Origin of the sequence: Nocardioides sp. zg-DK7169, assembly GCF_013155365.1 — a bacterium.
GTDB lineage: Bacteria > Actinomycetota > Actinomycetes > Propionibacteriales > Nocardioidaceae > Nocardioides.
Window position 1 is genome coordinate 147797 of record NZ_JABJRA010000010.1, and the last position, 19431, is coordinate 167227.

At 74.1% G+C, this 19431-nt stretch carries 17 protein-coding genes, 1 tRNA gene and 1 pseudogene; 9 read left to right on the forward strand and 10 right to left on the reverse strand.

The genetic code is table 11. From position 1 onward, the window contains the following. The first annotated feature begins 1 nt into the window (after nucleotide 1). Nucleotides 2–1045, forward strand: a complete 1044-nt coding sequence (locus HOQ23_RS15700; protein ID WP_172215526.1) for an aspartate-semialdehyde dehydrogenase — start codon at nucleotides 2–4, stop codon at nucleotides 1043–1045. A 31-nt stretch (nucleotides 1046–1076) separates the two neighbouring features. On the opposite strand, the gene HOQ23_RS15705 is transcribed toward HOQ23_RS15700, so the two are convergent. From HOQ23_RS15705 to HOQ23_RS15715, 3 genes are all read right to left on the reverse strand, one after another. Further along, nucleotides 1077–1457 carry a hypothetical protein gene (locus tag HOQ23_RS15705; RefSeq protein WP_172215527.1) on the reverse strand — a complete coding sequence of 127 codons (381 nt, stop codon included), beginning with the start codon at nucleotides 1455–1457 and terminating at the stop codon, nucleotides 1077–1079. A 515-nt stretch (nucleotides 1458–1972) separates the two neighbouring features. Next, nucleotides 1973–2046: transfer RNA gene (locus tag HOQ23_RS15710), tRNA-Pro, on the reverse strand. 76 nt (nucleotides 2047–2122) lie between these two features. After that, nucleotides 2123–3046 (reverse strand): metallophosphoesterase, encoded by a 924-nt coding sequence (locus HOQ23_RS15715; RefSeq protein ID WP_172215528.1) that lies wholly within the window; start codon nucleotides 3044–3046, stop codon nucleotides 2123–2125. Between the two features lie 25 nt (nucleotides 3047–3071). Here HOQ23_RS15715 and HOQ23_RS15720 point away from each other — a divergent pair, with 25 nt between their 5' ends. After that, a complete protein-coding gene (locus HOQ23_RS15720; RefSeq protein WP_172215529.1) occupies nucleotides 3072–3536 on the forward strand; it encodes a GatB/YqeY domain-containing protein in 465 nt (154 codons plus the stop codon). 90 nt (nucleotides 3537–3626) lie between these two features. Here HOQ23_RS15720 and HOQ23_RS15725 read toward each other — a convergent pair whose 3' ends face one another. Next, a complete protein-coding gene (locus tag HOQ23_RS15725; RefSeq protein ID WP_172215530.1) occupies nucleotides 3627–5849 on the reverse strand; it encodes a transglycosylase domain-containing protein in 2223 nt (740 codons plus the stop codon). 194 nt (nucleotides 5850–6043) lie between these two features. On the opposite strand from HOQ23_RS15725, the gene HOQ23_RS15730 reads away from it, so the two are divergent. After that, nucleotides 6044–6346 carry a WhiB family transcriptional regulator gene (locus HOQ23_RS15730; RefSeq protein WP_172215633.1) on the forward strand — a complete coding sequence of 101 codons (303 nt, stop codon included), beginning with the start codon at nucleotides 6044–6046 and terminating at the stop codon, nucleotides 6344–6346. Nucleotides 6347–6402: 56 nt separating this feature from the next. Here HOQ23_RS15730 and HOQ23_RS15735 read toward each other — a convergent pair whose 3' ends face one another. From HOQ23_RS15735 to HOQ23_RS15745, 3 genes are read right to left on the reverse strand one after another with little or no spacing between them, the layout of a single operon-like run. Beyond that, nucleotides 6403–7590: an ArsA-related P-loop ATPase gene (locus HOQ23_RS15735; protein WP_172215531.1), complete on the reverse strand. Its 1188-nt coding sequence runs from the start codon at nucleotides 7588–7590 to the stop codon at nucleotides 6403–6405. Next, on the reverse strand, nucleotides 7587–8621 hold the full coding sequence (locus HOQ23_RS15740; RefSeq protein WP_367650527.1) for an ArsA-related P-loop ATPase: 1035 nt from the start codon (nucleotides 8619–8621) through the stop codon (nucleotides 7587–7589). The genes HOQ23_RS15735 and HOQ23_RS15740 overlap by 4 nt, the downstream gene beginning before the upstream one ends. 1 nt (nucleotide 8622) lies before the next feature. Further along, complete coding sequence (locus tag HOQ23_RS15745) at nucleotides 8623–9414, reverse strand: IclR family transcriptional regulator (protein ID WP_172215532.1); 792 nt, start codon at nucleotides 9412–9414, stop codon at nucleotides 8623–8625. A 102-nt stretch (nucleotides 9415–9516) separates the two neighbouring features. On the opposite strand from HOQ23_RS15745, the gene HOQ23_RS15750 reads away from it, so the two are divergent. The 3 genes from HOQ23_RS15750 (at nucleotide 9517) to HOQ23_RS15760 (ending at nucleotide 11733) form a co-directional block, all read left to right on the forward strand. Then, the gene (locus HOQ23_RS15750) at nucleotides 9517–10299 is read left to right on the forward strand and encodes a CoA transferase subunit A (RefSeq protein WP_172215533.1); all 783 of its coding nucleotides are present in this window, start codon (nucleotides 9517–9519) and stop codon (nucleotides 10297–10299) included. Then, nucleotides 10296–10931, forward strand: a complete 636-nt coding sequence (locus HOQ23_RS15755; RefSeq protein ID WP_172215534.1) for a 3-oxoacid CoA-transferase subunit B — start codon at nucleotides 10296–10298, stop codon at nucleotides 10929–10931. Before HOQ23_RS15750 ends, HOQ23_RS15755 begins: the two co-directional genes overlap by 4 nt. 64 nt (nucleotides 10932–10995) lie before the next feature. Further along, on the forward strand, nucleotides 10996–11733 hold the full coding sequence (locus tag HOQ23_RS15760; protein ID WP_172215535.1) for an SDR family oxidoreductase: 738 nt from the start codon (nucleotides 10996–10998) through the stop codon (nucleotides 11731–11733). Between the two features lie 3 nt (nucleotides 11734–11736). Here HOQ23_RS15760 and HOQ23_RS15765 read toward each other — a convergent pair whose 3' ends face one another. Beyond that, complete coding sequence (locus HOQ23_RS15765) at nucleotides 11737–13089, reverse strand: MFS transporter (protein ID WP_172215536.1); 1353 nt, start codon at nucleotides 13087–13089, stop codon at nucleotides 11737–11739. A 99-nt stretch (nucleotides 13090–13188) separates the two neighbouring features. On the opposite strand from HOQ23_RS15765, the gene HOQ23_RS15770 reads away from it, so the two are divergent. Continuing rightward, nucleotides 13189–14478, forward strand: coding sequence for an Nramp family divalent metal transporter (locus HOQ23_RS15770; protein WP_172215537.1), 1290 nt, complete (start codon nucleotides 13189–13191; stop codon nucleotides 14476–14478). Nucleotides 14479–14515: 37 nt separating this feature from the next. Then, nucleotides 14516–15112: a YdeI family protein gene (locus HOQ23_RS15775; RefSeq protein ID WP_172215538.1), complete on the forward strand. Its 597-nt coding sequence runs from the start codon at nucleotides 14516–14518 to the stop codon at nucleotides 15110–15112. A gap of 24 nt (nucleotides 15113–15136) precedes the next feature. On the opposite strand, the gene HOQ23_RS15780 is transcribed toward HOQ23_RS15775, so the two are convergent. Further along, entirely contained in the window at nucleotides 15137–17536 is a 2400-nt protein-coding gene (locus tag HOQ23_RS15780; protein ID WP_172215539.1) for an FtsX-like permease family protein, read from the reverse strand. A 59-nt stretch (nucleotides 17537–17595) separates the two neighbouring features. Next, a pseudogene (locus HOQ23_RS15785) lies at nucleotides 17596–18246 on the reverse strand (ABC transporter ATP-binding protein); the annotation flags it as partial. Nucleotides 18247–18470: 224 nt separating this feature from the next. On the opposite strand from HOQ23_RS15785, the gene HOQ23_RS15790 reads away from it, so the two are divergent. Continuing rightward, nucleotides 18471–19397 carry a hypothetical protein gene (locus HOQ23_RS15790; protein WP_172215541.1) on the forward strand — a complete coding sequence of 309 codons (927 nt, stop codon included), beginning with the start codon at nucleotides 18471–18473 and terminating at the stop codon, nucleotides 19395–19397. Nucleotides 19398–19431 lie beyond the last annotated feature (34 nt).

Sequence of the window (19431 nt, forward strand, 5' to 3'; positions counted from 1 at the left end):
CATGGGCATCCGTATCGGCGTCGTCGGCGCCACCGGCCAGGTCGGCGTCGCGATGCGCCAGATCCTCGCCGAGCGTTCCTTCCCCGTGGAGGAGATCCGCTTCTTCGCCAGCCCCCGCTCCGCGGGCAAGGTGCTGTCCTACGAGGGCCGCGAGGTCGTCGTGGAGGACTCCACCACCGCCGACCCCAGCGGCCTCGACGTGGCGCTGTTCTCCGCCGGCGCGACCGCCTCGCGTGCGCTGGCCCAGCGCTTCGTCGACGCCGGCGTGATCGTCGTCGACAACTCCTCGGCGTTCCGCAAGGACCCCGCCATCCCGCTCGTGGTCTCCGAGGTGAACCCGCAGGACGCCCAGGCCGTCATCGAGGCCGGGCGCGGGATCATCGCGAACCCGAACTGCACCACGATGGCCGCGATGCCCGTGCTCAAGCCGCTGCACGAGGAGGCCGGCCTGCGCCGGCTGGTGGTCTCCACCTACCAGGCCGTCAGCGGCTCCGGCATCGCCGGCGTCGAGGAGCTCGCCGGGGGCATCGCCGCCGGCGGGGACAAGGCCCGCGAGCTCGCCTACGACGGCGAGGCCGTGGACCTGGGCGAGCCGTCGGTCTACAAGCGCACCATCGCCTACAACGTGCTGCCCTTCGCCGGCAACCTCGTCGAGGACGGTCTCAACGAGACCGACGAGGAGCAGAAGCTGCGCAACGAGTCGCGCAAGATCCTCGGCATCCCCGAGCTGCGCGTGTCCGGCATCTGCGTGCGCGTCCCCGTCTTCACCGGTCACTCGCTCTCGGTCAACGCCGAGTTCGACCGGGCGATCACCCCGGAGCGGGCCACCGAGCTGCTCGCCGCCGCCCCCGGCGTCGAGCTCAGCGACATCCCCAACCCGCTCCAGGCGGCCGGCAAGGACCCGTCGTACGTCGGGCGGATCCGCCGCGACGAGGGCGTCGACGGCGACCGCGGGCTCGCGCTCTTCATCAGCAACGACAACCTGCGCAAGGGCGCGGCCCTCAACACCGTGCAGATCGCGGAGCTCATCGCCGCCTCGCGCTGAGCCCCGCACCGCCGGCGAGCCCGTCCCCGAGTCAGTCGGGGGCGGGCTCGTCCGCGTGTGAGACGAGGGCGTGCCCTCCGGCGTACGACGCCGCGGCCAGCACCGGGACGACCAGCGCCATCCACGACGCGAACACGTGGTCGGCCAGCACCAGCACCGCCACCACGAGCAGGCCGACGCCCAGCAGGCTGGTGCCGAGCGGGGCCGGGTGGCGCAGCGCCCGCAGCAGCGCGGTGCCCAGCACGACCAGCACCGCCACGATCGCGAGCAGCAGCACGAAGCCGGGGCCCCGGCCGCACGCGGACGTGCCGCGCACCGACTCGCAGGCCTCCATGCCGCCCGCGGTGAGGGACACCGCGCCCACACCGACGAGGAGCCCGCCCAGCACCGCGGCCAGGAGCCCGGGGACCACCAGGGGTCCGTGGGGGACCCGGGGCGTCCGAGGGGCCCGCGGCGGCCGGGGAGGCGCCTCAGGGCGCTCCTGCGTCCGTACGGCGGCCGGCGCCGGGGCGGCGGCAGGAGGCGGCGGCGTGGCCGGTCGTGCGGCAGGTGCCCGCGCAGGCGCGGGAGGCGGCGGCGCAGGCGCAACCGAATCTGCCTCGGGGGCACCACGTCCCCGTCGCCGGAACGGGTTCAGCGAGGGCGGCTCGAGGGACGGCGCGTCACCGCCGCGGTCGTCGTCTGCCATGGCGCACAGTGTCGCAGACCACGCCAGCCCCGCCCCACGGTCGAATCGAGACTTCTGACGTCCGAATCGAGAGTTCTGGCCACGTGAGTCGAGACCTGGCGAACCACGAGCGCCGACTCGCGCAACCACTAGCGCCGACTCGCGCAACCATGAGCGCCGACTCGCGCAACCACTAGCGCCGACTCGGCGAAATGACAGGAGCCGGACCCACCTGAGTGGATCCGGCTCCTGGCCATCTGTCGGGCTGACAGGATTTGAACCTGCGGCCTCCTCGTCCCGAACGAGGCGCGCTACCAAGCTGCGCCACAGCCCGATCGTGATCGCGGGTTCACACCCGGCTCACAAGCACTGGAGCATACCGGAGGACCTCGCCGGGTCCCCAATCGGGCTCACTCCCGGGCGACGAGGGTCAGCAGCGTGGCCTCGGGGCGGCAGGCGACGCGCAGCCGGATGTAGGGGTTGGTGCCCAGTCCCGCGGAGACGTGCAGCCACGACGACCCCGGGTCGCCGGGGCGGGAGCCGGCCGGGTGGCGGTGCAGGCCGCGCGCCCGGGCGGGCTCGAGGTCGCAGTTGGTCGCCAGCGCACGGCCGCCGGGCAGGCAGACCTGTCCGCCATGGGTGTGCCCGGCGAGGATCGCGTCGTACCCGTCGGCGGCGAACCGGTCCAGCACCCGCAGGTACGGCGCGTGAGCGACGGCCAGTCGTACGTCGGCGGCCGGGTCCGCCGGGCCCTCGACCAGGTCGAGGCGGTCGTAGCCCAGGTGCGGGTCGTCCACGCCCGCGAACGCGAAGGAGGTCCCGTCGACGGTCAGGCCACCGCGGGTGTTGGTGAGGTCGAGCCACCCGGATCGGCTGAACGTGGCACAGAGGTCGCGCCACGGCAGCTCGGGGACGTCGGTGTGGCGCCGGCCGTCGTCGGGCAGCAGGTAGCGCGCGGGGTTGCGCATCGAGGGCTCGAAGTAGTCGTTGCTGCCGAGCACGAAGACGCCCGGGACGTCCAGGAGCGCGCCCAGCGCCTCGACGACCGGCCCGACCGCCTCGCGGTGGGCCAGGTTGTCGCCGGTGTTGACCACCAGGTCCGGGCGCAGCGTGGCGAGGGAGGAGAGCCACTCCAGCTTGCGCTGCTGGCCGGGGGTCGCGTGGATGTCGGAGAGGTGCAGCACCCGCAGCGCACGCCGTCCGCGCGGGAGCAGCGGCACCTCGACGCGGCGCAGCGTGTAGGCGCGCGCCTCCGTGGCGGCGTACGCCGTGAGCGCGGCGCCGCCCACCGCCCCGACGCCGGCCATCGCGGTCAGAGCGCGGGTCCAGAGCATGGGCCAAGGCTGCCACAATGACCTCATGAGCTCTCTCAAGGACCGTCTCCGCGCCGACCTCACCACGGCCATCAAGGCCCGCGACGAGGTCCGCTCGGGCACCCTGCGCATGGTCCTCACCGCGATCACCAATGCCGAGGTCTCGGGCAAGGTCGCCCGCGAGCTGAGCGACGACGACGTCATCGGGGTGCTCTCGGCCGAGGCGAAGAAGCGTCGCGAGGCCGCGGTGGCCTTCGAGGACGGCGACCGTCCCGACCGCGCCGCCAAGGAGCGCGCCGAGGCCGCCGTGATCGCCGACTACCTGCCCGCGCAGCTCACCCCCGAGGAGATCGCCGACGTGGTCCGCGAGGCCCTCGAGAGCACCGACGCGGCCGGCGAGGGCATGAAGGCCATGGGCAAGGTGATGGGCGTCGTGACCCCGCAGGTCAAGGGCCGCGCGGACGGCGCCGCCGTCGCCGCGGAGGTACGCCGCCAGCTCGGCGCCGCCTGAGCCCCCGCCCCCGCTACGACGACGGACCCGCACCCTCGACTTCTCGAGGGTGCGGGTCCGTTGCTGTCCTGTCCGGTCCTGGCGGCGGGCTCAGCGCCCGCGTCCACCGCCGCGTCCACCGCGTCCGTTGCCGCGGTTCCCGCCGTTCCCCCGGTCGTCGTCGCGGCCGACGTCGTCGCCACGGCCGCCGCCGTTGCTCTCCGGAGCCGGCGGCGGTGCGACCGACGTGACGCCGGCTCCGGAGACCCCGGAGGGGAAGACGAAGGTGTTGTTCTCGGTGAAGTCGTCGATGACCTTCATCGCGTCGCCCCACATCGGACCGGCGAACCCGGAGCCGGAGGCGGTGGAGATGTAGTCGCCACCGATCGTCTGGCCCACGAGCGGGATCGGGGTGCCGAAGTCGTTGGCGCCGGCGATCATCGCGGCGGTGGCCAGCTCGGTGGTGTAGCCGATGAACCACACGGCCTTGCCGTCCTGGGTGGTGCCGGTCTTGCCGGCCGCGTCCTGGTCGAGCGCCTGGGCGGAGGCGAAGCCGCCCTCGATGACGCCGCGCAGGACGTCGTTCACGGCGTCGGCGGTGCTCTGCTCGAGCACCTGCGTGCAGCGGTCCGGGTACTCCTTGAGCACGTTGCCCTGCGGGTCCTCGATGCTGGTGACCGGGCGGGTCGCGCAGTGCAGGCCGCGGGCGGCGAAGGTGGCGTACGCCTCGGCCATCTCCAGCGGGCTGACGTCGGCGACGCCGAGGGTGAAGGTCGGCACCCGCTCGGCGAGGCCGGGGCCCTCACCGGTGGGGTTGTCGAGCTCGAGGCCGAGCTTGCGGGCGAGCTCGTAGGGCTTGCAGATGCCGATCGCGCGCTCGAGCTGGGCGAAGTAGGTGTTCACCGACTCCCGGGTGCCGGAGTACATGTTCTTGGTCCCGGAGGTCGTGGAGTTGCCCACCTGCCAGGTGCCGTAGCCGTACGGCTCGCCGTCGCAGTCCTCGAAGCCGGACTCGGACAGCGTCAGCGAGGACGGGGAGTTGAACGACGTGGTCAGCGGCAGGCCCTTCTCGAGGGCGGCGGCCAGCACGAACGCCTTGAACGTCGAGCCGCCCTGGAAGCCCTTGGAGTTGCCGAGCGACTCCTTGACCACGTAGTTGAGGAACGTCTGGCCCTTCTCCCGGTCCGGGCCCATCGGGCGGGACTGGGCCAGGGCGCGGACCTTGCCGGTGCCGGGCTCGACCATCGCGAGCCCGCCGATCGCGGAGTCGGTGGGGTTCACGTGCTCGGCGACCGAGGCGTCCGCGGCGTCCTGGAAGCGCTGGTCCAGGGTGGTGTGGATGGTGAGGCCGCCGGCCCACAGCAGCTGGCGGCGCTCGGCCTTGGTGTCGCCCAGGGCCTTGTCGCGCATCAGGTACTCCACGACGTAGTCGCAGAAGAACGCGGCGGTGGAGTCCACGCAGCCGTTGTTGGTGGGCTGCGGGTCCAGGCGCAGGCCCTGGCGCTTGACCTTCTCGGCGCGGGCGCGGGGCACCACGTTGAGCTCGGCCATCCGGTCCAGGACGATGTTGCGGCGCTCGAGGGCGCGGTCCGGGGCGTTGGTCGGGTCGTAGCCGGAGGGGTTCTTCACCAGGCCGGCCAGGGTGGCGGACTGGGCGAGGTTGAGGTCGCGGGCGTTGACGTCGAAGTAGTTCTTCGCGGCCGCCTGGATGCCGTAGGCGCCGTCGCCGAAGTAGACGGTGTTGAGGTAGCGCTCGAGGATCCAGTCCTTGCTGTGCGCCTGCTCCATCGCCACGGCGTACTGCAGCTCGCGCAGCTTGCGCGCGTAGCTGCGGTCGGTGGCCTCGAGGCGCTCCTCCTTGGTGCGGGCCTGGGTCACCAGCGTCTGCTTGACCAGCTGCTGGGTGATCGAGGATCCGCCCTGCACCGCGCCGTCGTTGGCGGCGTTGGTGAGGAAGGCGCGCAGCGTGCCCTTCAGGTCGAGGGCGCCGTGCTGGTAGAAGCGGTAGTCCTCGATCGCGACGATCGCCTTGACCATCGTGCGCGAGATCTGGTGCAGCGGGACCTCGACGCGGTTCTGGTCGTACAGCGTCGCGACCGTGTCGCCCTCGATGTCCACGATGCGCGTGCGCTGCGGGAGCGCCTGCGTCTCGAGCTCCTTGGGGAGGTTGTCCATCGTCTCGGCGACGTTCTTGGCGCCGATGCCCGCGATCCCGGCGAACGGGATGGCCAGGCCGGCGACGACGACGCCCAGGACGGCGGAGACCGCCACCATCACGGCGAGGTGACTGAGCAGCCTGCGGGCAGGCGGGCGCTCGGAGGAGGGCTGCGACATGACCTCAGGGTACGGGGGCCAGACGACCCCCGGGATGTCGTAGTCGACACAGACTAGTCAATTCGGACTACGGTCAGTGGTCCATATGGGTCTGTTCCCCTCGGGAGATGGTCTTTACCTTCAATGGTGGAGGGGTAACCCGGGAAGGCGTCATGGGGACGTTGACCTATCTCGGACGTTGTGGGGACATCACTATGTGGGTTGAGGACTGGACGCCGCGCGCGGCATGCCGCGAGGCGTCGCCCGATCAGCTTTTTGTCAGGGGAGCAGAGCAGAACAAGGCGAAGCAGGTGTGCTCGGGCTGCTCCGTGCGCACCGAGTGCCTCGCGGAGGCGCTCGACAACCAGATCGAGTGGGGGGTCTGGGGAGGGATGACGGAGCGCGAGCGTCGCGCGCTGCTGCGTCGCCGTCCCGCCGCCTCCTGGCGCACGGTCCTGGAGACCGCGCGCGAGAAGAACACCACCGGGACCCCGGTCCCGGACCAGACCAAGGTCTGAGCGCCCGAGCCGCCGAGGACGGCCCCGCGCGAGCGGGTCGCCTCGGCGGCCTCAGGTCATTCCTCGCCGGCCAGCAGCGCCGCCACGCGGCGCAGGCCGTCGAGGTCGTGCACGTCACCGGGCAGCGCCGGGATCACTGCGGTCTCGACGTACGGATGGGCCGCACCGAACCGCTCGACCAGGGCGGCCTCGCGCTCGACGGCGCGGACCCGGTCGGCGTGCAGCCGCAGCAGCCCTGCGGTGAGCGAGCGCGGGTCGCGCTTGCGCACCCGCGCGGCGGCGGTCATCGCCTCGTCGGCGGAGAGCTCGCCGAGCGGCGGTGGGGTCGCCCGGTTCACGACCAGCCCGGCGAGCGGCATGTCGTCCTCGCCCAGGCGCTCGACGAAGTACGCCGCCTCGCGCAGCGCGTCCGGCTCGGGCGCGGCGACGACGAGGAACGCCGTGCCGTCGGCCTGGAGCAGCGCGTAGGTCTTCTGTGCGCGCGCCCGGAAGCCGCCGAAGACGGTGTCCAGCGCGGCGACGAAGGTCTGCAGGTCACGCAGCATCTGCCCGCCCAGCACCTTGGTGAGGGCGTTGGTGATCAGGCCGACGCCGGCGCTCATCAGCTTCGCCGGGCCGCGGGCGGGGGCCAGCATCACCCGCACGAAGCGGCCGTCGAGGAAGCTCGAGAGTCGCTCGGGGGAGTCGAGGAAGTCCAGCGCCGAGCGCGACGGCGGGGTGTCGACGACGATCAGGTCGTAGGTCCCCTCGACGCGGGCGTCGTGGTGGATCTGCCCGAGCTTCTCCATCGCCATGTACTCCTGGGTGCCGGCGAAGGAGCTGGAGAGCGCGATGTAGAAGGGGTTCTCCAGGATCTGCCGGGCCTTCTCCGGGGTGGCCTGGGAGAGCACGACCTCGTCGAAGGTGCGCTTCATGTCGAGCATCATCGCGTCGAGACTGCCGCCCGCCGCGTCGTCGACCCCCAGGACCGGGCGCGGGGTGTTGTCGAGCTGCGCGATGCCCATCGACTGGGCCAGGCGGCGCGCGGGGTCGATGGTGAGGACCACGACGCGCCGGCCGCGCTCGGCGGCGCGCAGCGCGAGCGCCGCGGAGGTCGTGGTCTTGCCGACGCCGCCGGAGCCGCAGCACACGATGATCCCGGTCCCGGGGTCGTCGAGCATCGCGTCCACGTCCAGGACGGGTGCGGTGCCGGGGCGGGCGGCGAGCGGGCCGACGCGGGTGCGCGCGGAGCGTGCGGCGCTCATCCGAGGCCCTGCTCGCGCAGTCGGGCGGCGAGGTCGTAGAGCCCGCCGAGGTCGACCCCGCCGGGCAGGCGGGGCAGCTCCAGCACCGGGACGCCGAAACCGTCGACGACGGCGCGCTGGGCCTCCTCCAGCGCCCGGCGCTCCGCGTGGTCGCGGGCCTCGGCCACCAGCCCGTCGACGAGGTGGGGGGTGATCTCCACGCCGGCCGCCTCGAGGTCGGCGCCCAGCGCCGCCTCGTCGACGCCTCCGGTGCGCACGGTGGCCAGCACGCTCTCGTCGATCTCGCGCGGTCGGACCTGGTTGACCACGACGCTGCCGACCGGCAGCCCGTCGCCGCGCAGCTCCTCGATCCCGTCCCAGGTCTCCTGCACGGGCATCTCCTCCAGGACGGTGACGAGGTGGATCGCGGTGTGGGGGGAGCGGAACAGCGTCATCATCGTGTCCGCCTGGCTGCGGATCGGCCCGACCTTCGCCAGGCCGGCGAGCTCCTTGCCGACGTTGAGGAACCGGGCGATCCGCCCGGTCGGCGGGGCGTCGAGGACGACCGCGTCGTAGGTGGTCGCGCCGCGGTTGCGGCTGTTGCGCTCCACGGCCTCGTAGACCTTGCCGGTGAGCAGCACGTCGCGGACACCCGGTGCGATCGTGGTCGCGAACTCGGTCACCCCGAAGCGGTCCAGGGCGCGTCCGGCGCGGCCGAGCTTGTAGTACATCGCGAGGTACTCCAGCAGCGCGGACTCGGCGTCGATGTGCAGCGCGTGGACGGTGCCGGCGCTGCCCGCGCGCCCGTGGCCCGCGTCGCCGCCGACGAGGCCGGTGGCGATGCGCCGCTCGGCGTACGGCAGCGGGTCGACGTCGAACATCCGGGCGATGCCCTGGCGCCCCTCCACCTCGCAGAGCAGCACGTTGCGCCCGTGCGAGGCGAGCGCGAGTGCGAGGGCGGCGGCGACCGTCGACTTCCCGGTGCCGCCCTTGCCGGTGACCACGTGCAGGCGGACCTGCCCGTGTCCGGGGGCGGGGTCGGTATGGCTCACGTCACGAAGAGTAGGCGCTGGGGCCACGGCGCTGCAGGGCCCGCGAGAGCTCGTGTGCCTCGCGCAGCAGCATCCGGCCGAGCTCGCGACGCCGGTCCGGCCCGAGGCGCTGCTCGATGGCGGTGATGCTGAGCGCCCAGCGGGGCCGGCCGTCGGCGTCGAACACCGCCGCGCCGAGGCCCCAGCTGCCGTCCACGATGAGGCCGGGGTTGACGGAGTAGCCCTGGGCGCGGGTCAGCGCCACGTGGCGGCGCACCTCCTCGGCGCGGTGCTGCTCTCCCCAGGCGGCGCTCAGGTCGGTGCGCGCCAGCAGCTCCTCGATCTCGGTGTCCGGCAGGTGCGCCAGGACGACCATGCCGGCGGAGGCGACCCCGAGCGGGAACCGCACCCCCTCGCTCAGCACGTGGGAGCGGATCGGGAAGCTGCCGTCCTCGCGGACCAGGCAGATCGTCTCGTCGCCGCGGCGGGCCGAGAAGAACGCGCTCTCCCCGGTCGCGTCGGCGAGGCGGCGTACGAACGGGTGGGCCACCGAGGTCACGTCGTAGCGGGCGGCAGCCGCGGAGCCGAGGAAGAACAGCTCGGGCCCCAGCAGCCAGCGCCCGGAGTCCGGGTCGCGGTCCGCGAGGCCCTCGCGGGCCAGGGCGCTGAGCAGTCGGTGGGTGGTCGGGCGGGCCAGCCCGCACCACTGCGCCACGGCGGTCGTCGTCGCGCCGCCGGGCTCGTGCGCCGCCAGCGCCCGCAGGACGGTGCCGGTCCGCCCGACGACGTCCACCGGTGGAGTCGTCGCGTTCACCTGGTGAACGCTACTCCGTCGTCGGGTCCGGTGGGCGAGTGATCCGGGCGGTCGGGGCGCGGAGCGTTGACGGCGCCGGGGAGGGCTGCCTTGAATCGCGGGATGGACAAGGTGATGGAGTCGGCTGCTGCCGCGGTCGCCGACATCCCCGACGGTGCCTCGCTGGCCGTCGGCGGGTTCGGCCTGTGCGGCATTCCCTCGGTGACGATCCAGGCGATCCTGGAGGCGGGCACCCGCGACCTGGAGGTCTTCTCGAACAACGCCGGCGTCGACGACTGGGGCCTGGGGCTGCTGCTCACCGCCGGTCGCCTGCGCCGCGTCGTCGCGTCGTACGTCGGGGAGAACAAGGAGTTCGCCCGCCAGTACCTCTCCGGCGAGCTCGAGGTCGAGCTGAACCCGCAGGGCACGCTGGCCGAGCGGATGCGCGCCGGCGGCACCGGGATCCCGGCGTTCTTCACCGCCACCGGCGTCGGCACCCAGGTCGCCGAGGGCGGCCTGCCGTGGCGCTACGACGACGCGGGCAACGTGGTCGTCGCCTCGCCGGCGAAGGAGGTCCGGGTGTTCGAGACCGCCGAGGGCCCCCGCGAGTTCGTGCTCGAGACCGCGCTCGTCGCCGACTTCGGCCTGGTGCGCGCCTGGAAGGGCGACCGGCACGGCAACCTGGTCTTCCGCGACGCCGCCCGCAACTTCAACCCGCTCGCCGCGATGTGCGGGCGGATCACCGTCGCCGAGGTCGAGGAGCTGGTCGAGCCCGGCGAGCTGGACCCCAACGAGGTGCACGTGCCGGGCGTCTTCGTGCACCGCGTGGTGGAGCTGACCCCGGAGCAGGCGGCCGACAAGCGCATCGAGAAGCGGACCGTGCGCCCCCAGGAGGAGACCCGATGAGCTGGACCCGTGAGGAGATGGCCGCCCGCGCGGCCGCCGAGCTGAGCGACGGCTCCTACGTCAACCTGGGCATCGGCCTGCCGACCCTGGTCCCGAACTACGTCGCCGACGACGTCGAGCTGGTGCTGCAGTCCGAGAACGGCATCCTCGGCGTGGGCGCCTACCCGCTCGCCGGCGAGGAGGACCCCGACCTGATCAACGCCGGCAAGGAGACCGTGACCGTGCGGCGCGGCGCGTCGTTCTTCGACTCCGCGCTGTCCTTCGGGATGATCCGCGGCGGCAAGATCGACGCCGCGATCCTCGGCGCCATGCAGGTCTCGGCGGCGGGCGACATCGCCAACTGGATGATCCCGGGCAAGATGGTCAAGGGCATGGGCGGCGCGATGGACCTCGTCCACGGCGCCAAGAAGGTCATCGTGCTGATGGAGCACGTGGCCCGCGACGGCTCCTACAAGGTCGTCCAGGAGTGCTCGCTGCCCTACACCGGCAAGGGCGTCGTGCAGCGCATCATCACCGACCTGTGCGTCATCGACGTGCGTCCCGACGGGCTGCACCTCGTCGAGCTCGCCCCCGGCGTCACCGAGGACGAGGTCCGCGAGAAGACCGAGCCGGAGCTGATCTCCGAGCTGTGAGCAGGCCCGGCCCGGTGCTCCAGACGGGCTGGCCGTCCGGCGCTCCGGGGAGCACACTCGGCTCATGCTGATAGCCGTCGCCGGAGCGACCGGGGTCGTCGGCAGCCACGTCGTCGACGTGGCCCGCGGCCGCGGCCACGAGGTCGTCCCGCTCGCCCGGTCGCGCGGGGTCGACCTGACGACGGGGGCGGGGCTGGACGGGCTCCTGGCCGGCGTCGACGCGGTCGTGGACGTCACCAGCGTGCGGACCCAGCGCCGGGCGGGGGCCGAGGCGTTCTTCGGCGGCGTCACCCGGACGCTGCTCGCCGCCGAGCAGGAGGCCGGGGTCGGCCACCACGTCGCGCTCTCGATCGTGGGGGTCGACGACGTGGCGTCGGGCTACTACCGCGGCAAGCAGCTCCAGGAGCGGCTGGTCGGCGCCGCGCCGCACGGGAGCATCCTGCGCGCGACGCAGTTCCACGAGTTCGCCGAGCAGGTCCTCGGCTTCGCGTCGCTCGGACCGGTCTCGCTGGTGCCGCGGATGCTCAGCCAGCCGGTCGCCGCCGACGAGGTGGCGACGGCGCTGGTCACGCTCGCGGAGGCCGGGCCGTCGGGGCGCGTCCCCGACCTGGCCGGACCGGAGCGCCTCGACATGGTCGACCTGGCGCGCCGGGTCTCCGAGGCCCGCGGGCTGGGGCGCCGGGTGGTCGGCGTACCGCTGCCCGGTGCCGGGGGACGCGCGATGCGCTCCGGGCTGCTCTGCCCGACGGGCGAGGGCCCGCGCGGCACGACGACCTTCGCGCAGTGGCTCGCCGGTTCCTGAGGCTCAGCCGGCGGGCCGGGTGCGGGCGGCGGTGAGCACGCCGAGCACGGCGAGGACCGCGGCCAGCACGAAGACCGGCAGGAACGGGTCGGTGCCGAGGCGCTCCGCGGTCGCGTAGACGATCCCGGACGCGGCCAGCGCGAACGCGCCGCCCAGGGAGTCGGCGATCGACAGGGCCGAGGAGTTGAAGCCTCGATCGGCGTCGGAGGAGGCGGCCAGCATCGCCACCCCGGTACGCGGGTAGCCGAAGCCCATCCCCGCGCCGGCCACGACGTACGACGCGACGGCGAGCGCCGGGTGCAGGTGGGTGGCGACCGCGAGGGCCAGCGCGACGGTGCCGGCGAGCACCAGGCCGGTGCCCCAGCGCATCGCGGCGCGGTCGGAGACCCGCCGGCCCAGCCGCGACTGGGCCTGGCTGGCCGCGGCCCACACGACGCCCACGATCATCAGCGCGACCCCGGCCCGGGTCGGGGTCTGGCCCCAGCGCTCCTGCAGCACGAAGACGATGTAGGCCTCCGCGCAGAAGAACGCGGCGCTGAGCATGCCGCGGGTGCCGACCACGGCGGGCAGACCACGCGCCGCGACCAGCGCGCCGGCGGGCAGCAGTCGGCGCAGGCTGACCACCGCGATCACGAACGCCAGCACCGCGAGCGCGAGCAGCGCCCCGCGCCGCGACCCGAGCAGCTCGAAGGCCAGCACGGCGGTGGCCGCGGCCAGCGCCCACAGCAGCCGGGCGGTCGGGAACGGCGTGTCCGCGGCGGTGACGCTCACCCGGCGCAGCGCGGGGGCGACCAGGGCCGCGGCCAGCGCCACGAGCGCCACCACGCCCAGGAACACCCAGCGCCACCCCAGCCGGTCCGCGACGGTCGCGGCGAGCGCGGGGCCGAAGAGGGAGGGCAGCACCCAGGCGGCCGCGAAGCTGGCGAACACCGCGGGTTGCAGCACCGGTGGGAACACCAGCCCGACGAGCACGTAGAGACAGACCGTGAGCGCGCCGCCGCCGAGCCCCTGGAGCACCCGGCCGGCGACCAGCACCTCCATCGAGGGTGCCGTCCCGCAGACCAGCAGGCCGAGGGAGAACAGCAGCAGCGCGGCCCCCAGGGGACCGGCCGGCCCGCGGCGGTCGCTCCAGCCGCCCGCGACGACCATGCCGACGACTCCGCTGGCCAGCGGCGCGGCGAAGGACAGCGCGTAGAGGCCGACGCCGTCGAGGTGGTCGGCGACGGTCGGCATCACGGTCGTCACCGCCGTCGCCTCGAACGCGACGAAGGCGCACAGCGCGAACATGCCGACGGTCGTCGCGGCGTACGTCGGGGAGAGCAGCCGGGGCGGCTGCGCGGTTGCTGCGGGGTCCACCCGTGGACGGTAGGACTCCGGGGGCGACCCGGGCCAACCGGCTGCGGTGCTGGGTGCTCGGGGCGTTCGAGCCGGGCGCCCGCTGGGCAACGTGAGGCCATGACCGACCTCGGGAACCAGACCGGCACCACCCGGCGACCGCGCTGGAAGGTGGTCGGGCCCGGCCTGGTCGTGGCCGCGACCGGGGTCGGGGCGGCCGACCTGGTCGCCACGCTGGTGGCGGGGGCGAAGTTCGGCTACACGCTGCTGTGGGTGGCGGTGCTGGGCGCGATCATCAAGGTGGTGCTGGTCGAGGGCGCGGGGCGCTACTCGCTGGCCACCGGGCGCACGATCTTCGAGGGCTGGCGCAGCCTCGGCAGCTGGACGACGTGGTACTTCGCGCCGTACATCGTCATCTGGGGGCTGGTCTACGGTGCGACCGCGATGTCGTCGTCCGCGCTGCCGCTGGTGGCGCTCTTCCCGGACCTCTCGCTGCGCTGGACCGCGGTCGTGATCGGGCTGGTCGGGCTGGCGCTCGTGTGGTTCGGGAGCTACGCGGCCTTCGAGAAGGTGATGGCCGCGCTGGTCGGCATCATGTTCGTGGCCGTGGTCGGCGCGGCGGTCGTGGCCACCCCGAACCTCGGCGAGATCGTGCTCGGCCTGCGCCCGGTGTTCCCCGACGACTCGGTGGTCAACGTGCTCGCGATCGCCGGCGGCGTCGGCGGCACGATCACGCTCGCGGCGTACGGCTACTGGCTGCGCGAGAAGGGCTGGAGCACGCCCGCCTTCATGCGGGTGATGCGCATCGACAACGGCGTCGCGTACGCCGTCACCGGCGTCTTCGTCGTGGCGATGCTGATCGTCGGTGCCGAGCTCTACCACTCGGTCGGGATCGCCGCGGAGACCGGCGACCAGGCGCTGGTGCAGCTCTCCGACATCCTCGAGGACCGCTACGGCGTGGTCTTCGGGAAGCTGTTCCTGATCGGCTTCTTCGCCTCCTCCTTCTCCTCGCTGATCGGCGTGTGGAGCGGCGTCAGCCTGATGTTCGCCGACTACGTCGGGAACCTGCGCGACCTGCCCTCGGGGCACCCCGACACCCGCACGGGCGGCCGCTACTTCCGCGCCTACCTGCTGTGGCTGACCTTCCCGCCGATGCTGCTCCTGCTCCTCGACGAGCCGGTCGGGCTGATCCTGACCTACGGCGTGCTCGGCGCGCTGTTCATGCCGTTCCTCGCGATCACGCTGCTGGTGCTGCTCAACAAGCGGCGCGCCGGTGCCCTGCCGCACTCCGACGTCGCGCCGGAGTGGCGCAACGGGTGGATCTCGAACGGCTTCATGGCGCTGTGCGCGGTGCTGTTCATCGCGCTCGCGGCCAACGAGATCCGGGAGACGCTGGCGCCGTACCTGTGAGGTGTCGCCTGTCGGCGCGCCCGCCTAGGCTCACGACATGGCCGACCTCAAGGAGCTCCTCGTCCCCGACGCGGCGGCGTGGCGGGCCTGGCTCGCCGAGCACCACGCCAGCTCGCCGGGAGTGTGGCTGGTGCTGACCAAGAAGGGCGGCACCGCGACCGCCCTGACCCGGGCGGCCGCGCTCGACGACGCGCTGTGCTTCGGCTGGATCGACGGGCAGGCGCGGCGCCGCGACGAGGCGACGTCGTACCAGCGGATGACCCCGCGCACGCCGCGCAGCCGGTGGTCGCAGGTCAACGTCGAGCTGGTCGCCCGCCTTGAGGCGGAGGGCCGGATGATGCCCGCCGGCCGGGCCGCGGTCGAGGCGGCACGGGCCGACGGGCGCTGGGAGGCGGCGTACGCGCCGCCGTCGACCGCCGAGGTCCCCGAGGACCTGGCGGCCGCCATCGCGGCGGACCCGGCCGCGCAGGCGATGTACGACGTGCTGACCAAGACCAACCGCTACGCCCTGATCCATCGCCTCGGGGCGATCAAGCGGGCCGAGACGCGCGAGCGGCGGATCGCGGAGTTCGTGGCGATGCTGGCCCGGCACGAGACCCTCCACCCGCAGAAGGCGCGCCCCTCCCAGGGGTGATGCCCGGCCAGGCCGGGTCGGCGCCTAGTCGAGCGCGAGCCCGGCCGCCGGGGTGACCCGTGCGGCGCGACGCGAGGGCAGCACCCCGGCGACCAGGCCGGCGACCCCGGAGACCACGACCACCAGCGCCAGCTGGCCCCAGGGCAGCACCACCGCGACCTCGTCGACGGCCCCGCCGACCAGGGTCCGCACCGACACCCAGCCGAACAGCACGCCGATGACGGTCCCGAGCACCGTGGCCACCACCGAGAGCAGCACCGCCTCCGCCGCGAGCATCCGGCGCAGCTGGCGGCGGGTCAGGCCCAGGGCGCGCAGCAGGGCGTTCTCCCTGGCCCGCTCCAGCACGGAGAGCCCCAGGGTGTTCGCGATCCCGACCAGCGCGATCACCACCGCGATGCCGAGCAGGGCCAGGACCGCCGCGGTGAGCACGTCGAGCTGGAGCGTCACCCAGCCGCGCAGGGCCAGGGCGTCGCTCAGGTCGACGCCCGCGTTGGCCGCCAGCGCCCCCAGGTCGCCGGCGAGGTCCTCGGCGTCGGCGCTGTCCGCGGCGCGCACCCAGACCGCGTGGGGCAGCGGGTCGCTGCCGAACCGGGCGAGCGTCTCCGGCGCGATCAGCGCGGCGTCGCCCCAGCCGTCGGCGGTCACCAGCCGCAACTGCTCGGTGTGGCCGCCCACGGTGACCGCGACCCGAGACGGGACGGTGCCGTCCTCCAGCAGGTCCCACGGGACCACGATCGTGCCGGGCGCGGGGGAGAGGGCGCCCTCGTCGTGGGCGAGCGGCGTCCCCGCCGTGCTGTCGAGCACGGTGACCGTGCCGGCGCCCTCGATCTCGGCGCTGACGCCGGCGAGCGCGACCGCCTCGCGGACCCCGGCGGTCGAGCGGACGTCGGGCAGCAGGCTCTCCGGCAGCGGCCCGGTGGTCGCGGTGAGGGTGAGGTCGAGCGGGTAGGAGCGGGCCAGGTCCTCATCGACGGAGTCGCGTGAGCTGGCCAGCCCGGTCAGCACCGCCGTGGTCAGCGTGACGCCGACCAGGAGGGACGCCGTCGTGGCAGCGGTACGACGCGGGTCGCGCACCGCGTTCCCGGTCGCGAGCCGGACGGTGCTCCCGCTCCCGAGCGCCCCGATGGCGCGGACCAGGGCGGGCACGACCACCGGGCCGAGCACCAGCACGCCGGTGAAGGAGACCATGCCGCCGGCCAGCATCGGCACCACGTCGTGCTGGGCGACCGCGGCGGCGAGCAGCCCGGCGCCGGCGAGGACGGCCAGCAGCCCGGACCCGGTGCGCACCCGCCCGGCCGTGGTGCGGACGTCGACCCCGCGGTCGGGGCGGAGCGCCGCGAGCGGGCTCACCCGGACCACGCGGCGCGTCGGCAGCCAGGCCGCGAGGACGGTGACGAGCACGCCGACCGCGAACGCCGCGGCGTACCACCCCGGAGGTGCCCAGCCGCTGCCCAGCGTGCCGGAGTCCATCCGGGTGCGGGCCGCGGCCACCAGGCCGTGGCCGAGCGCGGTGCCGACGCCCAGGCCGAGCAGGGCGGCGGCGACACCGAGGGCCAGCGCCTCGAGGCGGATGGAGCGCAGCAGCTGGCGCCGGGTGGCGCCGACGCAGCGCAGCAGCGCGAGGTCGCGGGTGCGCTGGGCGAAGAGGATCGAGAAGGTGTTCGCGATGACCAGCACCGAGACGAAGAGCGCGATCGCGGCGAAGACCAGCAGCAGCATGGCGATCACGTCGACGTTGCGGGTCTGCTCGGCCTGGCGGTCCTGGACGAACTCCGCGGCGGAGCGCACCGCGGCGCCGGTGCCGCGGGCGGCCGCCTCGGCGCCGGGCCCGGCGTAGGCCACGCTGTCGACCCAGAACGTCGAGGACCAGCGCTCCACGTCCGTCCAGGGCAGGTAGAGCGAGGCACGGTTCGAGGCGGAGGGGGTGTCGACGAGGCCGACCACCGTCGCCTCGAGGGCGCGGCTGCCGGCGCCGATGCGGACCGGGTCCCCCACGGCCAGGCCGGTGGACTTCGCGGCGTTGGCGTCGGCCAGCGCCTCGCCCGGCGCCTGTGGCCAGCGGCCCTCGCGCAGCTCCTGCCAGCGCAGGGCGGGCTCGGCGGCCAGCGGAGCAATGAGGGCCTGCTGGTCGACGACGGCGCCCGCGGAGGTGACCGGGAGGGTGACGTCGCCGATGACGACTGCGCTGTCGCCCGCGGCCTCGGCGCGGCGCACGATCGTGGCGGCCTGCTCGGTGCCCAGGTCGGAGACCACCGAGTCGGCGCCCGCGTAGGGCAGGCCCACCCCGGCCACCAGGCCGTCCTTGGCGGCGGAGGACAGGGCGGCGGTCACGACGACGAACGAGACGCCGATGACGACCGCGACCACGGACGCCACGTAGCGCCGCGCGTGCGTGCGCAGCGAGGCGAGCAGCACGGTCCTCATCGCTCGCCCCGCAGCGTCGCGACCAGCTGGTCGGCGTCGGGGTCGACGAGGTGGGCGCGGACCGCGCCGTCGGCGAGCACCACGACGTCGTCGGCGTACGCCGCGGCGTCGAGCTCGTGGGTCACCATCACGACCGTCTGGCCCAGCTCGCGCACCGAGGTGCGCAGCAGCCCCAGCACCTCGGCGGAGGTCTCGCTGTCCAGGTTGCCGGTCGGCTCGTCGGCGAAGACCACCGCCGGGCCGGTGACCAGGGCGCGCGCGATGGCGACCCGCTGCTGCTGGCCGCCGGAGAGCTCGCTGGGGCGGTGCCGGAGGCGGTCGGCGAGCCCGAGGGTCTCCACGAGGCGGGTGAAGCGCTCGCGGTCGGCGCGGCGCCCGGCCAGCTCGAGCGGGAGCAGGATGTTCTGCTCCGCGGTGAGCATCGGCAGCAGGTTGAAGGCCTGGAAGACGAACCCGAGCTGCTCGCGGCGGAACGTCGTCAGCTGGTCGTCGTCGAGGCTCTCCAGCGAGCGCCCGGCGACCGTGACCGTCCCGGACGTCGGCTGGTCGAGGCCGGCGAGGCAGTGCATGAGGGTGGACTTGCCGGACCCGGAGGGCCCCATGATCGCGGTGAAGCGGCCGCGGGGCAGGTCCAGGTCGACGCCGCGCAGCGCCGGGACGAGGGTGTCACCGCGGCCGTAGCTGCGGGTCAGGCCGCGGGCGCTGGCGGCCGGCGCGGTGCGGGTGTCGAGCATCGTGTGGTTCATGGCCCCAAGTCTTCGCGTCCGAGGCCCCGAGGTCGTCCGGCTGCGGAGTGGTCCTCGCGTCCCCGTCGTACGACCGGGGGATGACGGCGGTGCTCCGCGGTCATCCCGTGGCCGGGCGGCACCGCTGTCCTCCACAGCCGCGCGCCGGCCGGTTGTCGGTCGCCACCGGGTCGCCCCAGGGTGGCGCCGTGGACCCGCTCGCCGAGCTCCTGCACCGCCAGCACGGTGTGCTGAGCCGCGCCCAGGCGTTGCGTGGCGGCCTGCAGGAGCACGACCTGCGCCGCCGGATCAGGCGTCGTGAGTGGGTGGTCGTCCATCCGGGGGTGTACGTCGACCACACCGGGCCCCTGACGACCGACCAACGGCACTGGGCGGCGGTCCTCGCGATGGCGCCCGCTGCGCTGTCGCACGCCTCTGCCCTGGCCCTCGCTCTCGGCACCGCGCCCCCGGGCGTGATGCACGTGATGGTCGACCGCGACCGGACGGTCGCCGCGCCGCCCGGGGTGGTCCGGCACCGGGTGGCCGGCTTCGAGACCAAGGTCCTCGCCGCAGCGTCCCCGCCGCGCCAGCGGCTCGAGGAGGCGGTGCTCGACGTGGCCGCCGAGGCCCCTCGCGACCTGGACGCCGTGGCGGTGCTGTGCGAGGTCGTCGGCGCCCGTCGTACGACGCCGGCGCGCGTGCGGGCCGCGCTCGACGCCCGGAGCCGCCTCGCGCGGCGCGCCCTCCTCGCCGGCGTGCTCGAGGACCTGGAGACGGGTGCGTGCTCCGTCTTGGAGCAGGGCTACCTGCGCCGCGTCGAGCGAGCCCATGGGCTGCCGGCCGCCGGGCGCCAGGTGCGGGCGTCGGGGCGGGGCAGCGTCCACCGCGACGTCGAGTACCGCCCGTGGGGGCTGGTGGTGGAGCTCGACGGGCGGGCCTTCCACACCAGCGTGCGCGACCGGGCCCGCGACCTCGACCGGGACCTCGCCGCCGCCGTGGCCGGGCGGGACACGGTGCGGCTCGGCTGGGGTCAGGTGTACGCCGGGTCCTGCGCGACGGCCACCGCGATCGGCACGCTGCTGCGGCGGCGTGGCTGGCCGGGCGAGGTGACCGCGTGCGCGGCCTGCGCCCGCTGAGGGGGACAGCGGTGCTCAGCTGTCAGCCGGTGAC

Excerpts from the sequence above, each read along its gene's own strand:
- HOQ23_RS15700 (WP_172215526.1), top strand. The coding sequence starts at position 2 with ATGGGCATCCGTATCGGCGTCGTCGGCGCCACCGGCCAGGTCGGCGTC.
- HOQ23_RS15715 (WP_172215528.1), bottom strand. The coding sequence starts at position 3,046 with ATGCTCTGGACCCGCGCTCTGACCGCGATGGCCGGCGTCGGGGCGGTG.
- HOQ23_RS15720 (WP_172215529.1), top strand. The coding sequence starts at position 3,072 with ATGAGCTCTCTCAAGGACCGTCTCCGCGCCGACCTCACCACGGCCATC.
- HOQ23_RS15725 (WP_172215530.1), bottom strand. The coding sequence starts at position 5,849 with ATGTCGCAGCCCTCCTCCGAGCGCCCGCCTGCCCGCAGGCTGCTCAGT.
- HOQ23_RS15730 (WP_172215633.1), top strand. The coding sequence starts at position 6,044 with ATGTGGGTTGAGGACTGGACGCCGCGCGCGGCATGCCGCGAGGCGTCG.
- HOQ23_RS15735 (WP_172215531.1), bottom strand. The coding sequence starts at position 7,590 with ATGAGCGCCGCACGCTCCGCGCGCACCCGCGTCGGCCCGCTCGCCGCC.
- HOQ23_RS15750 (WP_172215533.1), top strand. The coding sequence starts at position 9,517 with ATGGACAAGGTGATGGAGTCGGCTGCTGCCGCGGTCGCCGACATCCCC.
- HOQ23_RS15755 (WP_172215534.1), top strand. The coding sequence starts at position 10,296 with ATGAGCTGGACCCGTGAGGAGATGGCCGCCCGCGCGGCCGCCGAGCTG.
- HOQ23_RS15760 (WP_172215535.1), top strand. The coding sequence starts at position 10,996 with ATGCTGATAGCCGTCGCCGGAGCGACCGGGGTCGTCGGCAGCCACGTC.
- HOQ23_RS15770 (WP_172215537.1), top strand. The coding sequence starts at position 13,189 with ATGACCGACCTCGGGAACCAGACCGGCACCACCCGGCGACCGCGCTGG.
- HOQ23_RS15775 (WP_172215538.1), top strand. The coding sequence starts at position 14,516 with ATGGCCGACCTCAAGGAGCTCCTCGTCCCCGACGCGGCGGCGTGGCGG.
- HOQ23_RS15780 (WP_172215539.1), bottom strand. The coding sequence starts at position 17,536 with ATGAGGACCGTGCTGCTCGCCTCGCTGCGCACGCACGCGCGGCGCTAC.